A 14,191-nucleotide genomic window follows, 5' to 3' on the forward strand; every position below is an offset into this window, starting at 1 on the left:
ACATGTAAGTGTGTGGCGTTAAGTTAAGCAAAAAAACCGCGTATTCTAACGCGGTTTTTTTGTTTTAGCCTTCAGTTTTAAATAAAGCGCTTGATTATAAAGTCTACTTTAACGCGCTTAGCCTGACCTAATAGTTTTTTAACTGGCAAAGGGTAGTCTTCTATCGTTTCCACATCTTCAGGACCTGATAGCAAGCGACAATTTGCTAAAATAGCCTGTTTTTCGCGCTGAATGTCGGCCAAAATAAACTGATTAGGATCTTCAATCAAAATACCATTTTCAATATCTAATCCCCAAGCACGAGGGTTCAAATTGTGGCCACTCAATAAATGCGTGTGACTATCTTTGCAGATCCCTTTTAAATGAAACGAGTTACCGCCATCTTTCCACAGATAAACTTTCAGGTGACCGGACTTAATAAAACGATGTTGAGACTTTAAAAATTTCCTTAAAATCGTTTCATACAGATACGGCAACGCACCGATCTTACTAAATGGCTGCTCTGGACAAATATAAAAATCGTTGGCGGTTTTATCGCCGACCACAATTGTCACTTGTCGACCGAGTTTAAGCAAACGTCGCAATGAGCGAAGCAACGGCGCTGGAAAATTAAAATAAGGCGTGTAGAGCACCAGCTCTTGTTCCGTTGTGTCAAACAAGGCTTTGATCAATCGGTTAAGCTTATTTGTACGACGTCCAAAGCCAAGGAATGGTCTCACGTTAAGACTATTAAAACAGTCCGCTTCATCAAAACCGTATTTCGCTTTTTTTAGATCGCGCATAAGTTGCTTTTGCGCAATCTTGATATCTATAAATTTAGGTAATGGGCGTTTATCTAACCTTGGCACTGCCTCAGAGCTAAGCAAATATTTATCAGTAAAATCACAAAAGCTTTGCGCAAGACCTGCCTGCTCAATAACAAAATACCTGTCGAGGCGGTATTTGTCGCCTTGATGCAAATATACATTGTTAAGACTCGCCCCGCTGTAAAGCACTGTATCATCAATCACGAACCCTTTAAGGTGTAAGACACCAAATAGCTCTTTTGCTTTGACTGGCACACCAAAAACTTTCACATTACTTTGTGAAGCTTCCAATTCGTCACAATAAAGCCGAGCATTCCCTTCCGATTTCGCCTCGCCAATTAACCCTCGCTGAGCGCGGTGATAATCAACTAACACGTTAATTTCTATTTTTGGATCTGTAAGTGAGACTTCATGTAAAGCACTTAAAATTTCTCTTCCGGCCTCGTCATCTTGTAAATACAAAGCTGTTATATAGATCCTACGCTTTGCACTGCGTATCAAGCGAAGCAGTGTCTGATGATACTGCTTCGCGTCAGTCAGAACCTGTACGCTCTGCGCATTCAATGCAAATCCAGGTGTATCCTGCCAAAATGCCATAAATACCTATTCGTTAGGGGTTACTCTATGAAGAATAACGAAACAAAATTACTAAGAACATACCAAAAAAAATCAATTTGGTCATGGGTTAGCGTTGCTTTTGCAACTGAAGGCTTAAATATTCATCAAGTACAGTATTTTTGACACCTTTGCGATTTATTAAAAAACGAAATGAGCGTTTTATTTTACATCTAGGTTGATTTCCATAGAATCATCCTCATTCAGTTAGAAGTAAATTTATTTTAGGAATTATTCATGAGTGACGCGAAACATTGCAAACTGCTTATTTTAGGCTCAGGCCCAGCAGGTTATACAGCAGCGGTCTATGCTGCGCGAGCGAATTTAAACCCAGTATTGATCACTGGTATGCAACAAGGTGGACAATTAACAACGACCACAGAAGTTGAAAACTGGCCAGGCGATGCTCATGGTTTAACAGGCCCTGCACTGATGGACCGTATGAAAGAGCACGCAGAGCGCTTTGAAACAGAGATTATTTTTGACCACATCAATAAAGTAGATGTCACTAAACGTCCATTTACATTAACTGGCGACCAAGGCACTTACACGTGTGATGCATTAATTATTGCTACAGGCGCGTCAGCTAAGTATTTAGGCTTAGAATCTGAAACAGCTTTCCAAGGTCGTGGTGTTTCTGCATGTGCAACCTGCGACGGTTTCTTCTATCGTGGTCAAAAAGTAGCGGTCGTTGGTGGTGGTAACACAGCAGTTGAAGAAGCGCTGTATCTATCTAACATTGCTGAAGAAGTGCACGTAGTTCACCGTCGTGATTCATTCCGAAGCGAAAAGATCTTATCAGATAGACTGATGGAAAAAGCAAAGAATGGTAACGTTGTTTTACACCTCAACCGCACGTTAGACGAAGTCCTTGGCGATGAGATGGGCGTTACTGGCATTCGCATCAAAGAAACGGATTCCGACAACACAGAACAGCTAGACCTTGCCGGTGTATTCATTGCGATCGGCCACAAACCAAACACTGATATGTTTGAAGGACAGCTTGAAATGAAAGACGGCTACCTAGTTGTTCAATCTGGTCTTAATGGTAACGCAACTCAAACAAGTGTTGAGGGTGTATTTGCAGCAGGTGATGTATCAGACCATATTTACCGTCAAGCAATCACCTCTGCCGGTACTGGCTGTATGGCGGCCCTTGATGCAGAGCGTTATTTAGATAATCTGTAAGCCTAACTTTTGCAAAATGGGAGTCTCACTCCCATTTTCTTTATTGCCTTTTTACGTTATTTTACGCATATCTACCGCACAGACGTATTGGCATGACGCAACAACTCTTTCACTTAAGCTTAGACAATTACCTCTTCCCACCCTGTGACTACGCATTAAAAGACCCAGACGGATTACTAGCGATTGGCGGCTGCTTATCACCAGCAAGATTAAAAGCAGCGTATTCATCAGGCATATTCCCATGGTTTAACGAACGTGAGCCAATTATGTGGTGGGCGCCAAGTGAGCGAGGCATTATAGAGCTGGATGCCTTCCATGTTAATCGGAGCTTACGTAAAGCTAGACGTCAAATAAACCCAACTGTCACGGTAAATATGGCCTTTCCTGAAGTGATCCACGCATGCCGAGAGCAAAGAGTTAATGCTGAAGGCACTTGGATCAATACTGACATGTTGAGAGCTTACCAAGAGGCTCATGCTCAGGGTTTTGCACATAGTCTAGAAATATGGAGCAACGGCGAATTAGTCGGTGGACTTTATGGGATCATGCTCTGTGGCGTATTCTGTGGTGAATCGATGTTTTTCAAGCAACCAAACGCTTCTAAATTGGCGATGTGGGCGCTCGTCAACTGGTTAAGAAAACACCATGCCCATTTTATAGATTGTCAGCTAGAAAATCCTTATCTGGTTAGTTTGGGTGCAAAAGTTATATCGCGAAGGGAATTTTTGGCTAAACTTAACAAGGCAGCTGAATTTTCAGTTCCCAACGCGATGTGGCAACCGCAAACATTAGAAGGTATTTATGACTGAACATTTCCCTTCCAAAATTGGTTTAAGTCAGCAATTTAGTTGTAGTTATTTACCTGAACAGCAAGAGCAACTTTTGGTTATTTTGGACCCTACTTGCTACACACCTGCGCGCTTTGAGGCGTTATTAGAGCTCGGTTTTAGACGCAGTGGTGATCAAATTTATCGTCCCCATTGCCCAAGGTGCAGCGCATGTCAATCTATTCGCATTCCAGCACAAAGATATGTACCTTCTAAATCTCAAAAACGCAAATTTAAAAAGCTTGACGATTCTTTTTCATTCTCAATTTCGCATAAAGAGCGAGACGAATATTACCCATTGTATGAAAAATATATCACGCTCAGGCACAGTGATGGGACTATGTATCCCCCAAATCGTTTACAGTACGAAAGCTTTTTGTTTTGCCAATGGTTACCCATTACATTTGTTGAGTTGTGGCATAAAGATAAACTCATCGCAGTGGCTGTTACTGATACCATGCCCAATACGCTATCAGCGATATACACTTTTTTCGACCCTGAATATGAAAGTTATAGCCTAGGGAATGTGATGATCATGGCGCAAATAGAGCATGCAAAGAAGCTTGCTAAAAAGTATGTGTATCTTGGCTATCAAATAGACAGCTGTAAAAAGATGAGATACAAGTCCCAATACGCTCCAGCTCAACGCTTTGTGAATGATGTTTGGGTCGAGCAACCCAAATAAAATTAGTTCTCATCTAAGCGTTCAATATTACCTCCACTCGGTATTTATAATCAAAAGAATGGCACTTTGACTAATAAAATCACAAAATTTTTGCCCTTACCTTTACTTATTGGCTTCTTTTGGGCAAAATCTGCTGCGTTTAATTATTCAAAGAGGTGTTACGCTACACATGGCGAAAGAAGACGTAATTGAAATGCAAGGCACGGTCCTTGATACTTTACCAAATACAATGTTCCGCGTTGAGCTAGAGAATGGCCACGTAGTCGTTGCTCATATTTCAGGAAAAATGCGCAAAAACTACATCCGTATTCTTACTGGTGACAAAGTAACGGTAGAAATGACTCCGTATGACTTAACCAAAGGACGCATTGTCTTCCGCGCTCGTTAATCGAATCGTGTAGATAACTACAGCTTCAGTTAAGTTGTATTCGCTAAGCGCAATCATCGCTATTCATGATTGGCTTACAGATGCCTGATTATTATCAGGCATATAAACAAAAAGCCCAGCTTGCGCTGGGCTTTTTGACGTCTTTATATTAGTAGCCTCATGCTGATACTAAGCTAGATTCATACCTAAAGTCTAATTCACCCGCTTTAACACCGACTTTAACGTTGCCACCATCACTCAAGCGACCAAATAAGATCTCGTTTGCAAGTGGTTTCTTAAGCTTGTCTTGAATAACTCTTGCCATAGGTCTTGCACCCATTGCTTTGTCATAGCCAAGATCGGCCAACCACTCTCTGGCCGCGGAGGTCAGCTCCAAGTTAACTGACTTTTTATCTAGCTGCGCTTGCAGCTCGACAACAAACTTGTCAACCACTTGCATGATCACTTCTTTTTCAAGGTGGTTAAACCAAATAATGTTATCTAACCTATTTCTAAACTCTGGCGTAAACACTTTGTTGATTTCAACCATCGCATCATGCGAATGATCTTGCTCTTGGAAACCAATTGATTGACGAACTGTTTCTTGCACACCAGCATTAGTCGTCATCACCACCACAACATTTCTAAAGTCCGCTTTACGGCCATTGTTGTCGGTCAAAGTACCATGGTCCATAACTTGAAGCAGAATATTATAAATATCCGAATGCGCTTTCTCTATTTCGTCTAGCAAGACAACCGCATGAGGATGTTTTATAACCGCATCCGTCAAAAGACCGCCTTGCTCAAAGCCAACATAACCAGGAGGTGCACCAATTAAACGACTCACCGCATGACGCTCAGAGTATTCAGACATATCGAAGCGAATAAACTCAACACCCATACACTTAGCGAGCTGCTTAGTCACTTCTGTCTTACCAACCCCTGTTGGGCCTGCAAACAAGAAAGAGCCTATCGGTTTGTCTTCATTCGCAAGTCCCGAACGTGATAAGCGAATAGCTGACGTTAGTGCATCAATAGATTGATCTTGACCGAATACCAACATTTTTAGATTTCTATCAAGATTTTTCAGTGTTTCTTTATCACTATTTGACACACTTTGCTGTGGAATGCGCGCGATCTTAGAAACAATCATTTCGATATCAGAAACACCAATGGTTTTCTTGCGTTTTGACGCTGGTAACAAACGTTGATTTGCGCCAGCTTCGTCAATCACGTCTATTGCCTTGTCCGGCAAGTGACGCTCATTAATATACTTCGCACTTAGCTCTGCAGCAGCACGAAGGGCCTTTTGCGTGTATCGAATACCATGATGCTCTTCATAACGCTCTTTTAAGCCATATAAAATCTTTGTGGTATCAGCCACACTTGGCTCAACAACGTCAATTTTTTGAAAGCGGCGAACCAATGCACGGTCTTTTTCAAAAATGTTTTTGAATTCAGTATAAGTCGTAGACCCCATACAACGCAGCTGTCCGCTAGATAATAGTGGCTTAATTAAGTTAGATGCATCCATTACGCCACCAGAAGCAGCACCCGCGCCTATAATGGTATGAATTTCATCAATAAACAAAATTGCTTGAGGCTTTGCTTGCAGCTCTTTTAGTAATGCTTTGAAACGTTTTTCAAAGTCACCTCGATATTTGGTCCCGGCAAGCAATGCGCCCATATCTAAAGAATAAACAACTGCATCTTCGATTACTTCCGGCACTTGTTTATTGACGATGCGATGAGCTAAGCCTTCTGCAATAGCCGTTTTACCGACACCTGCCTCGCCAACCAGAAGTGGGTTATTTTTCTTACGCCGACAAAGCACTTGAACCGTTCTTTCAACCTCATCATCACGACCAACAAGCGGGTCCACTTGACCAGCCTGCGCTAACGCATTTAAATTAGTTGTAAAGTTCTCAAGTTTTGTTTTTTCCTCACTTTGTACATCGTTTGACTCTTCATGCATGTCTTCATGATCATCATGGTCTGAATCCTCATCGACTTTTGAAATGCCGTGAGAAATAAAGTTAACGATATCAAGGCGGCTGATGTCACTTTTCTTGAGAAGATATACCGCTTGACTTTCTTGCTCTGAAAAAATCGCTACGAGTACATTAACGCCTGTAACCTCGCTTCGACCGGACGATTGCACATGAAATACAGCTCGCTGTAATACACGTTGAAAACCTAAGGTTGGTTGTGTTTCTCTGTCCTCTTCTAAATCAGGAATAACGGGAGTTGTCTCATCAATGAATTCTGACAGCTCACGTTTAAGATTTTCGATGTCTACGCCGCAGGCGCCTAACGCCTCTCCTGCTGACGGGTTATCAATTAGCGCCAATAACAAATGCTCAACTGTCATAAATTCATGACGACGCGTGCGCGCTTCACGAAAAGCGGCGTTTAAGGTAATTTCTAAGTCTTTATTTAGCATTGGCAACCCCCAAAACGAGAATTAAAAAGGTTATTCTTGCTCACAACTACAAAGCAAAGGATGCTCATGGTCGCGAGCGTAACGATTTACCTGCTCAGCCTTTGTGTGGGCAATATCTGCAGGATATATACCACATACAGCTTTTCCCTCATGATGCACTTGAAGCATCACCTCAGTTGCTCTATCGCTATCCATATTAAAAAAAGTCATTAAAACTTCGATTACAAACTCCATTGGGGTGTAGTCGTCGTTATTTAAAATGACCTTGTACTTACGCGGAGGGCTTAGCTTTTGCTTCGCACTTTCGCGTACCGTGTCTATCACACCTGATTCTTTGATCCCACTCATATTAAATATAGTCTTGTCTTTGGAACTCAAGCAAACTTGAATTAAAAAATAAATAAAATGTTAAAAAATCCGTTAAAAAACTTGACTGACTGCTCATTTAAACTACAGTCCTTTATAGATTGTCTCATGCTTAATCTATGGGCAGTCTATCAAATTATAAAGTTTAGATTAACTAAATTAGTCAACTTATTAGAAGGATGTAGAAGTATGGCTTGCGGAAAAGTCAAATGGTTTAATAACGCCAAAGGGTTTGGTTTCATCGTAGAAGACGGCAGTGAGGAAGATATCTTCGCCCATTACTCAACGATTGTAATGGATGGATACAAAACGCTTAAAGCTGGTCAAGATGTAACATTCGAGCTACAAGAAGGTCCTAAAGGACTTCACGCCACTAACATCGCGCCTCGTGATGAAGAATTGGCTTAAAGTAGTTTTTGGCTAACTGGAAGCGGGTTGTATTTACTGCTCGCTTCATATCTCCACATCTTATAATTTTTTCGTCCCTTCCCTTTAAAAAAACTAATTAGCCCTTATCTATATTGCTTGTTACAATACGGCGCGTTGTCGTTAGGTGGGTTAGATATTTTTATTTACCCTTAGAGTAAAAATATCTAACAAACTTGCTATAACCCGTTGCATTAAGGCAACATAGCATTCCCTTTGCATTGTTGAATGGCTTAAATAGCCACAAAATCTAGGAATGATGATGACATCAAAAATTATTTATACAAAAACCGATGAAGCTCCAGCACTGGCTACCTATTCATTGCTGCCGATCATTCAAGCTTACACCAATGCCGCTGGCGTAGAAGTTGAGACTCGTGATATCTCTCTTGCTGGCCGTATTATCGCAAACTTCCCTGAATTTTTAACTGAAGAGCAACGTATTGGCGATGCACTGGCAGAGTTAGGTGAACTTGCAAAAACACCTGAAGCAAACATCATCAAACTACCAAATATCAGTGCATCTATTCCTCAGTTGCAAGCGACTATTAAAGAGTTACAAGCTAAAGGCTATGCTCTACCTGATTACCCTGCAGAACCAAAAGACGAAAAAGAAGCTGCGATTAAAGCAACTTATGACAAAATAAAAGGCAGTGCCGTAAACCCAGTGCTTCGTGAAGGTAACTCAGACCGTCGCGCACCAGCATCTGTAAAAGCGTATGCACGCAAAAACCCTCACTCAATGGGTGCATGGTCTGCTGATTCACAATCATATGTTGCTAGCATGAGCGAAGGCGATTTCTTCGGTTCAGAAAAATCAACAACTGTAGAGCAAGCGACAGATGTACGCATTGAACACGTTGCACAAAATGGCGACGTAACCGTTTTAAAAGCAAGCACGCCGCTTCTTGCAGGTGAAATCATCGATGCTTCTTGTATGAGTGTGTCTGCATTACAAGCCTTCCTTGCGGCTGAAATTGCTTCAGCTAAAGACAAAGGCGTACTTTTCTCGCTTCATATGAAAGCAACCATGATGAAAGTTTCAGATCCAATCATCTTCGGTCACGCAGTAAAAGTATTCTATAAAGATGTGTTTGCAAAGCATGCTGACTTGTTCGCCCAACTAGGCGTAGATGTAAACAATGGTTTGGGTGATGTATACGCTAAAATCCAACAGCTAGATGATGCTAAACGTCAAGAAATTGAAGCGGATATCGCTGCTGTCTACGCATCTAGCCCTGCAATTGCGATGGTTGATTCTGACCGTGGCATTACCAATCTACACGTACCTAGTGACGTTATCATTGATGCTTCAATGCCAGCAGCTATTCGTACAAGTGGTCAAATGTGGAATGCTGAAGGCAAGCAACAAGATACAAGCTTTGTGATCCCAGACCGTTGTTACTCTGGTGTTTATCAAGCGACTATCGATTTCTGTAAAGAGCACGGTGCTTTTGACCCTCGTACGATGGGTACTATTCCAAACGTCGGTTTGATGGCTCAAAAAGCTGAAGAATATGGCTCACACGACAAAACATTTGAAGCACCTGCGGCGGGTACTATCCGCGTAGTTGATGCTAACGATAACGTGTTACTTTCTCACGATGTTGAGCACGGCGATATCTGGCGTATGTGTCAGGTTAAAGATGCGCCGATTAAAGACTGGGTTAAACTTGCTGTAAACCGCGCTCGTGCAACTGGGGTTCCCGCTGTTTTCTGGTTAAATGAAGCGCGAGCACACGATGCTGAACTTATCAAAAAAGTAAATGCATATTTACCAGAGCATGACACTGATGGTCTTGAAATTCTAATCAAAGCACCAGTAGAAGCAACGCTTTACTCGTTAGAACGTATGAAAGCAGGGCAAGACACAATTTCAGTAACTGGTAACGTATTACGTGACTACCTAACTGACTTGTTCCCAATTCTTGAGCTTGGTACAAGTGCTAAAATGCTTTCAATTGTACCACTTATGAACGGTGGTGGTTTATTCGAAACAGGCGCAGGTGGTTCTGCACCTAAGCACGTACAACAGTTCGAAAAAGAAAACCACCTACGTTGGGATTCTTTAGGTGAATTCCTTGCACTCGCTGCGTCGCTTGAACACCTAAGCCAAGCGACGGGTAATACAAAAGCACAGGTGCTGGCAGACACGCTTGATCAAGCAACGGGTAAGTTCTTAGATGAGAACAAATCGCCATCTCGTAAAGTAAATGAATTAGATAACCGTGGAAGCCACTTCTATCTATCTCTTTACTGGGCACAAGCACTAGCAGCACAAACTAGCGATGCTCAACTACAAGCACAGTTCACTGAAATTGCGCGTGAACTTGAAGCGCAAGAACAGACAATTGTAAGCGAGTTGAATGGTGCTCAAGGTCAGGCAATGAATGTTGGTGGTTATTATCAGCCAAGTGACGAGCTAGCTTTCGCGGCTATGCGTCCAAGCAAAGCATTCAATGACATTTTGGCTAAGCTAGTATAATCATATAGAAAATAATCAAGGGCAGCATTTGCTGCCCTTTTTTATGTTTGTTTGATGGCACAAATGATAAAATAAGCCCATTAATATCATTTAAGTTGTCACTATGGTTCAACGACGAGCACATAAAAGCCAGAAAAATTTTTCCCGCAACAAAGCAACCAAGCCACGTAAGCCAGCTATTGCACCTCAAAATGTAAAAATTGTCCTTTTTAATAAACCGTACGATGTGTTGTGTCAGTTTACCGATGACCAAAACCGTAAAACACTCGCTGATTTCGTAAAAGAAAAAGGCGTTTATGCTGCAGGAAGGCTCGATAGAGACAGTGAAGGGCTCTTACTACTTACTAATTGTGGCAAGCTACAACATAAGTTGACCGACCCAAATAAAAAAACGGTTAAAACTTATTGGGTTCAAGTTGAAGGTATTCCTTCTGACAAAGCCATCCAAGCCTTATGTGATGGCGTTGAGTTAAAAGACGGTCTTACTCGCCCTGCAAAAGTGAAAATTATACCAGAACCGAACATTTGGCCTCGCACCCCGCCTATTCGTGAACGAGCAAATATTCCGACAACTTGGTTGAGTGTCAGTATTAGCGAAGGAAAAAACCGCCAAGTTAGGAGAATGACTGCCCATGTTGGACACCCAACATTGAGACTAATACGCGCTCAAATTGGCAAATATTCTTTGGCAGATTTAAAAAACGGCGAATATAAAGTAGTTAGCATGTAATGAGCGCGTTCTCGACTTTTAGCATAGGGCTTTTGCGTGCTATAATCACGGCCTTTCCAAATCAGGTAAATTTACAGCAAACATTATGAGCGATAATAGTCACATTAAAGTCATCGTTGGCATGTCCGGCGGTGTAGATTCTTCAGTTTCAGCATACCTTTTAAAAGAGCAGGGCTATCAAGTTGAAGGCTTGTTTATGAAGAACTGGGAAGAAGACGATAATGATGAATATTGCGCTGCAGCTGAAGACCTAAAAGACGCACAGGCCGTGTGTGATAAATTAGGCATTGAACTGCACACTGTTAACTTTGCAGCTGAATATTGGGACAACGTATTCGAGTATTTTCTTGCTGAATACAAAGCAGGACGTACACCTAACCCAGACATTATGTGTAACAAAGAGATCAAGTTCAAAGCTTTCTTAGAGTTTGCAGCACAAGCATTGGGCGCTGATTACATTGCCACTGGCCACTATGTTCGTCGCGAAGAGCGTGATGGAAAATTCGTTATGTGCCGTGGCCTTGATGATAACAAAGATCAAAGTTACTTTTTGTACACCTTAAGTCATGAGCACATTGCACAAACTCTTTTCCCAGTTGGGGATATAGCAAAACCTGAAGTTAGACGCATCGCTGAAGAACAAAACTTAATTACCCATGACAAGAAAGACAGTACTGGTATTTGTTTTATTGGCGAGCGTAAATTTAAAGACTTTCTGCAAAAGTTCTTGCCAGCACAGCCAGGTAAAATTGAAGACACCGATGGCCATGTGGTGGGCGACCATGAGGGGTTGATGTATCACACGCTTGGTCAACGTAAAGGTCTACTTATTGGCGGCATGAAAGAAGGTAATGGTGAACCTTGGTACGTTGTTGATAAAGATATCGAAAGAAATGTACTGATTGTTGGTCAAGGTAGCGACCACCCTCGTCTATTTAGTAACGGCTTGAATGCAAACCAGTTACATTGGGTTGACAGAGCAGGTCCTAAAGGTACAACCCGCTGTACTGTTAAAACTCGTTATCGCCAAACTGACATTCCTTGTACCTTATTGGTTGGCGAAGATGGCATGGCGCGCGTGTTATTCGATGAGCCGCAAAAAGCGGTAACACCGGGTCAATCGGCTGTTTTTTACGCTGATGAGGTATGTCTAGGCGGCGGTATTATTGATTCGGTGATTAAGTAATGTCAGCAAATTATGTGATGCCCTTAGCGGCCATGTGCCAAATCACAAAGTTAGTGCAAAAAACAGCTAAATACGGTCAATTTAACGACCGTGAAGTAGAAAGCTTTTTACATAGCATTGTTAATTTAACCCCTGATAACCCCGAAGATGTATACTCTGACCCGTTCGCATTAAAATCAGGCTACCGTATTTTACTGGCGCAATTATCACCACAAGGCGATAAAGACGTCGAAATGGTGAAGTATGTTGGCAGTTTAATGCAATTAGAGCGTGCATTAATGAATAATAAAGCAGCATTAGATGAGCTATCGAAACGCTTAAAAGATGTTGAACGTCAATTGCAGCATTTTGACATTACCGACGGCACTATTATTGCGGCTTTTGCTGATATCTATAGCGAAGTAGTCAGCCCGTTAGGTCAGAAGATCCAAGTTTTTGGGCAACCTGAGTTGCTAAAACAAACCGCAACTCAACAAAAAATTAGAGCACTGCTCCTTGCAGGTATTCGCAGTGCCGTACTTTGGCGCCAATTGGGCGGGAAACGCCGCCAGTTTTTCTTTGGTAAAAAGAGAATCATCGCTGAAGCACAAAGAAGAGTTTAAAGATATCGTTCAAAACCAATTAGTTTAGGAGTAATTATGGAGCTTTCAGCGTTAACCGCTATCTCTCCAGTGGATGGTCGCTACGGTAGCAAAACTACCGAGTTACGTGGCATCTTTAGTGAGTTTGGCTTGATCAAGTACCGCGTGACTGTCGAAGTTCGTTGGTTGCAAGCACTAGCAAAAGCACAAGGCATTGCTGAAGTGCCTGCATTTAGTGAGCAAGCAAATGCATTGTTAGACAGCATCGTTGACAACTTTAGTGAAGCCGATGCTGCGCGCGTAAAAGAAATTGAGCGCACCACAAACCACGATGTGAAAGCGGTTGAGTACCTTCTAAAAGAAAAGGTTGCAGACAACGCTGAACTAAATGCAATCAATGAGTTTATTCACTTTGCATGTACTTCTGAAGACATTAATAACCTATCTCACGGCCTAATGCTAACAGAAGCAAGAGACAAAGTATTATTACCTTACTGCGACAAACTGCTTGCTGCTATCAAAGAAAAAGCCATTGAATACCGCTCTGTTGCTATGATGACCCGTACCCACGGTCAGCCTGCTTCTCCCTCTACTATGGGTAAAGAGTTTGCAAACGTTTATGTGCGCTTGCAACGCCAACGCGAGCAAATCGCTAACGTATCAATACTTGGTAAAATCAATGGTGCTGTAGGTAATTATAATGCGCACTTAAGTGCTTACCCAGATTATGATTGGCATGCCCATGCAGAGCAATTTGTGACTAGCCTAGGTTTAACTTGGAACGCATTTACAACGCAAATTGAACCACACGATTACATCGCTGAGTTATTTGATGCTATCGCTCGATTCAACACGATTTTGTTAGACTTTGACCGCGATGTGTGGGGTTACATTGCACTAAACCACTTCAAACAAAAAACCATTGCTGGTGAAATTGGCTCATCAACCATGCCACACAAAGTAAACCCTATTGACTTCGAAAATTCAGAAGGTAATTTGGGTATTGCTAATGCGATGTTTGCTCACCTAGCTCAGAAGTTACCAGTTTCTCGCTGGCAGCGAGACCTCACAGACTCAACTGTGCTTCGTAACCTAGGTGTTGGTATGGGTTATACCCTCATTGCCTATCAAGCAACTTTAAAAGGTGTGAGCAAGCTTGAAGTAAATGAAGACAAATTACTCGAAGAGCTAGACCAAAACTGGGAACTACTTGCAGAACCAATTCAAACAGTTATGCGCAAGTATGGCATCGAAAAACCATACGAGAAGCTCAAAGAACTAACCCGTGGTAAGCGCGTCAACCAAGTGATTATGGCTGACTTCATTGATGGTTTAGCGCTACCAGAAGAAGTAAAAGCACAAATGAAGCTCATGACACCAGCTAACTATATTGGCCGTGCTGAAGCTTTCATAGACGAGCTTGTATAACTTCAAACAATATTAAGTTATAAAGCGAAAGGGTAAAATCTTTCGCTTTTTTTATGGA

General features: G+C 41.9%; 12 protein-coding genes and 1 pseudogene. 10 read left to right on the plus strand and 3 right to left on the minus strand.

Annotated elements, in window-relative coordinates; all coding sequences use genetic code 11:
- Positions 1-77 precede the first annotated feature (77 nt).
- Positions 78-1,403, minus strand: a complete 1,326-nt coding sequence (pssA, locus tag ACW689_RS05850; RefSeq protein ID WP_476289268.1) for a CDP-diacylglycerol--serine O-phosphatidyltransferase — start codon at positions 1,401-1,403, stop codon at positions 78-80.
- A gap of 255 nt (positions 1,404-1,658) precedes the next feature.
- Here pssA and trxB point away from each other — a divergent pair, with 255 nt between their 5' ends.
- The 4 genes from trxB to infA all read left to right on the plus strand — a co-directional run bounded on the left by trxB (position 1,659) and on the right by infA (position 4,509).
- Positions 1,659-2,609, plus strand: coding sequence for a thioredoxin-disulfide reductase (trxB, locus tag ACW689_RS05855; protein ID WP_476289270.1), 951 nt, complete (start codon positions 1,659-1,661; stop codon positions 2,607-2,609).
- 92 nt (positions 2,610-2,701) lie between these two features.
- Positions 2,702-3,418 carry a leucyl/phenylalanyl-tRNA--protein transferase gene (gene aat / locus ACW689_RS05860; RefSeq protein ID WP_476289272.1) on the plus strand — a complete coding sequence of 239 codons (717 nt, stop codon included), beginning with the start codon at positions 2,702-2,704 and terminating at the stop codon, positions 3,416-3,418.
- On the plus strand, positions 3,411-4,121 hold the full coding sequence (locus ACW689_RS05865; protein WP_476289274.1) for an arginyltransferase: 711 nt from the start codon (positions 3,411-3,413) through the stop codon (positions 4,119-4,121). Before aat ends, ACW689_RS05865 begins: the two co-directional genes overlap by 8 nt.
- A gap of 169 nt (positions 4,122-4,290) precedes the next feature.
- A complete protein-coding gene (infA, locus tag ACW689_RS05870) occupies positions 4,291-4,509 on the plus strand; it encodes a translation initiation factor IF-1 (RefSeq protein ID WP_058029687.1) in 219 nt (72 codons plus the stop codon).
- Between the two features lie 157 nt (positions 4,510-4,666).
- Here infA and clpA read toward each other — a convergent pair whose 3' ends face one another.
- Both clpA and clpS read right to left on the minus strand, forming a co-directional pair.
- Positions 4,667-6,931: an ATP-dependent Clp protease ATP-binding subunit ClpA gene (gene clpA, locus ACW689_RS05875; protein WP_476289278.1), complete on the minus strand. Its 2,265-nt coding sequence runs from the start codon at positions 6,929-6,931 to the stop codon at positions 4,667-4,669.
- Between the two features lie 30 nt (positions 6,932-6,961).
- Positions 6,962-7,279, minus strand: coding sequence for an ATP-dependent Clp protease adapter ClpS (gene clpS, locus ACW689_RS05880; protein WP_476289280.1), 318 nt, complete (start codon positions 7,277-7,279; stop codon positions 6,962-6,964).
- Between the two features lie 207 nt (positions 7,280-7,486).
- Here clpS and cspD point away from each other — a divergent pair, with 207 nt between their 5' ends.
- From cspD to purB, 6 genes and pseudogenes are all read left to right on the plus strand, one after another.
- Positions 7,487-7,705 (plus strand): cold shock domain-containing protein CspD, encoded by a 219-nt coding sequence (gene cspD / locus ACW689_RS05885; protein WP_070987032.1) that lies wholly within the window; start codon positions 7,487-7,489, stop codon positions 7,703-7,705.
- 280 nt (positions 7,706-7,985) lie between these two features.
- Positions 7,986-10,208, plus strand: a complete 2,223-nt coding sequence (locus ACW689_RS05890) for an NADP-dependent isocitrate dehydrogenase (RefSeq protein WP_476289282.1) — start codon at positions 7,986-7,988, stop codon at positions 10,206-10,208.
- Positions 10,209-10,311: 103 nt separating this feature from the next.
- Positions 10,312-10,938: a pseudouridine synthase gene (locus ACW689_RS05895; RefSeq protein ID WP_476289284.1), complete on the plus strand. Its 627-nt coding sequence runs from the start codon at positions 10,312-10,314 to the stop codon at positions 10,936-10,938.
- Positions 10,939-11,017: 79 nt separating this feature from the next.
- Positions 11,018-12,124: pseudogene (gene mnmA, locus ACW689_RS05900) on the plus strand (tRNA 2-thiouridine(34) synthase MnmA); the annotation flags it as partial.
- Complete coding sequence (gene hflD / locus ACW689_RS05905) at positions 12,124-12,726, plus strand: high frequency lysogenization protein HflD (protein WP_476289286.1); 603 nt, start codon at positions 12,124-12,126, stop codon at positions 12,724-12,726. The pseudogene mnmA and the gene hflD, both read left to right, overlap by 1 nt.
- A gap of 36 nt (positions 12,727-12,762) precedes the next feature.
- Positions 12,763-14,133 carry an adenylosuccinate lyase gene (purB, locus tag ACW689_RS05910; RefSeq protein WP_476289288.1) on the plus strand — a complete coding sequence of 457 codons (1,371 nt, stop codon included), beginning with the start codon at positions 12,763-12,765 and terminating at the stop codon, positions 14,131-14,133.
- The last annotated feature ends 58 nt before the right edge of the window (positions 14,134-14,191 follow it).

The sequence above is a fragment of the Pseudoalteromonas sp. ABE4_541 genome (assembly GCF_056312285.1).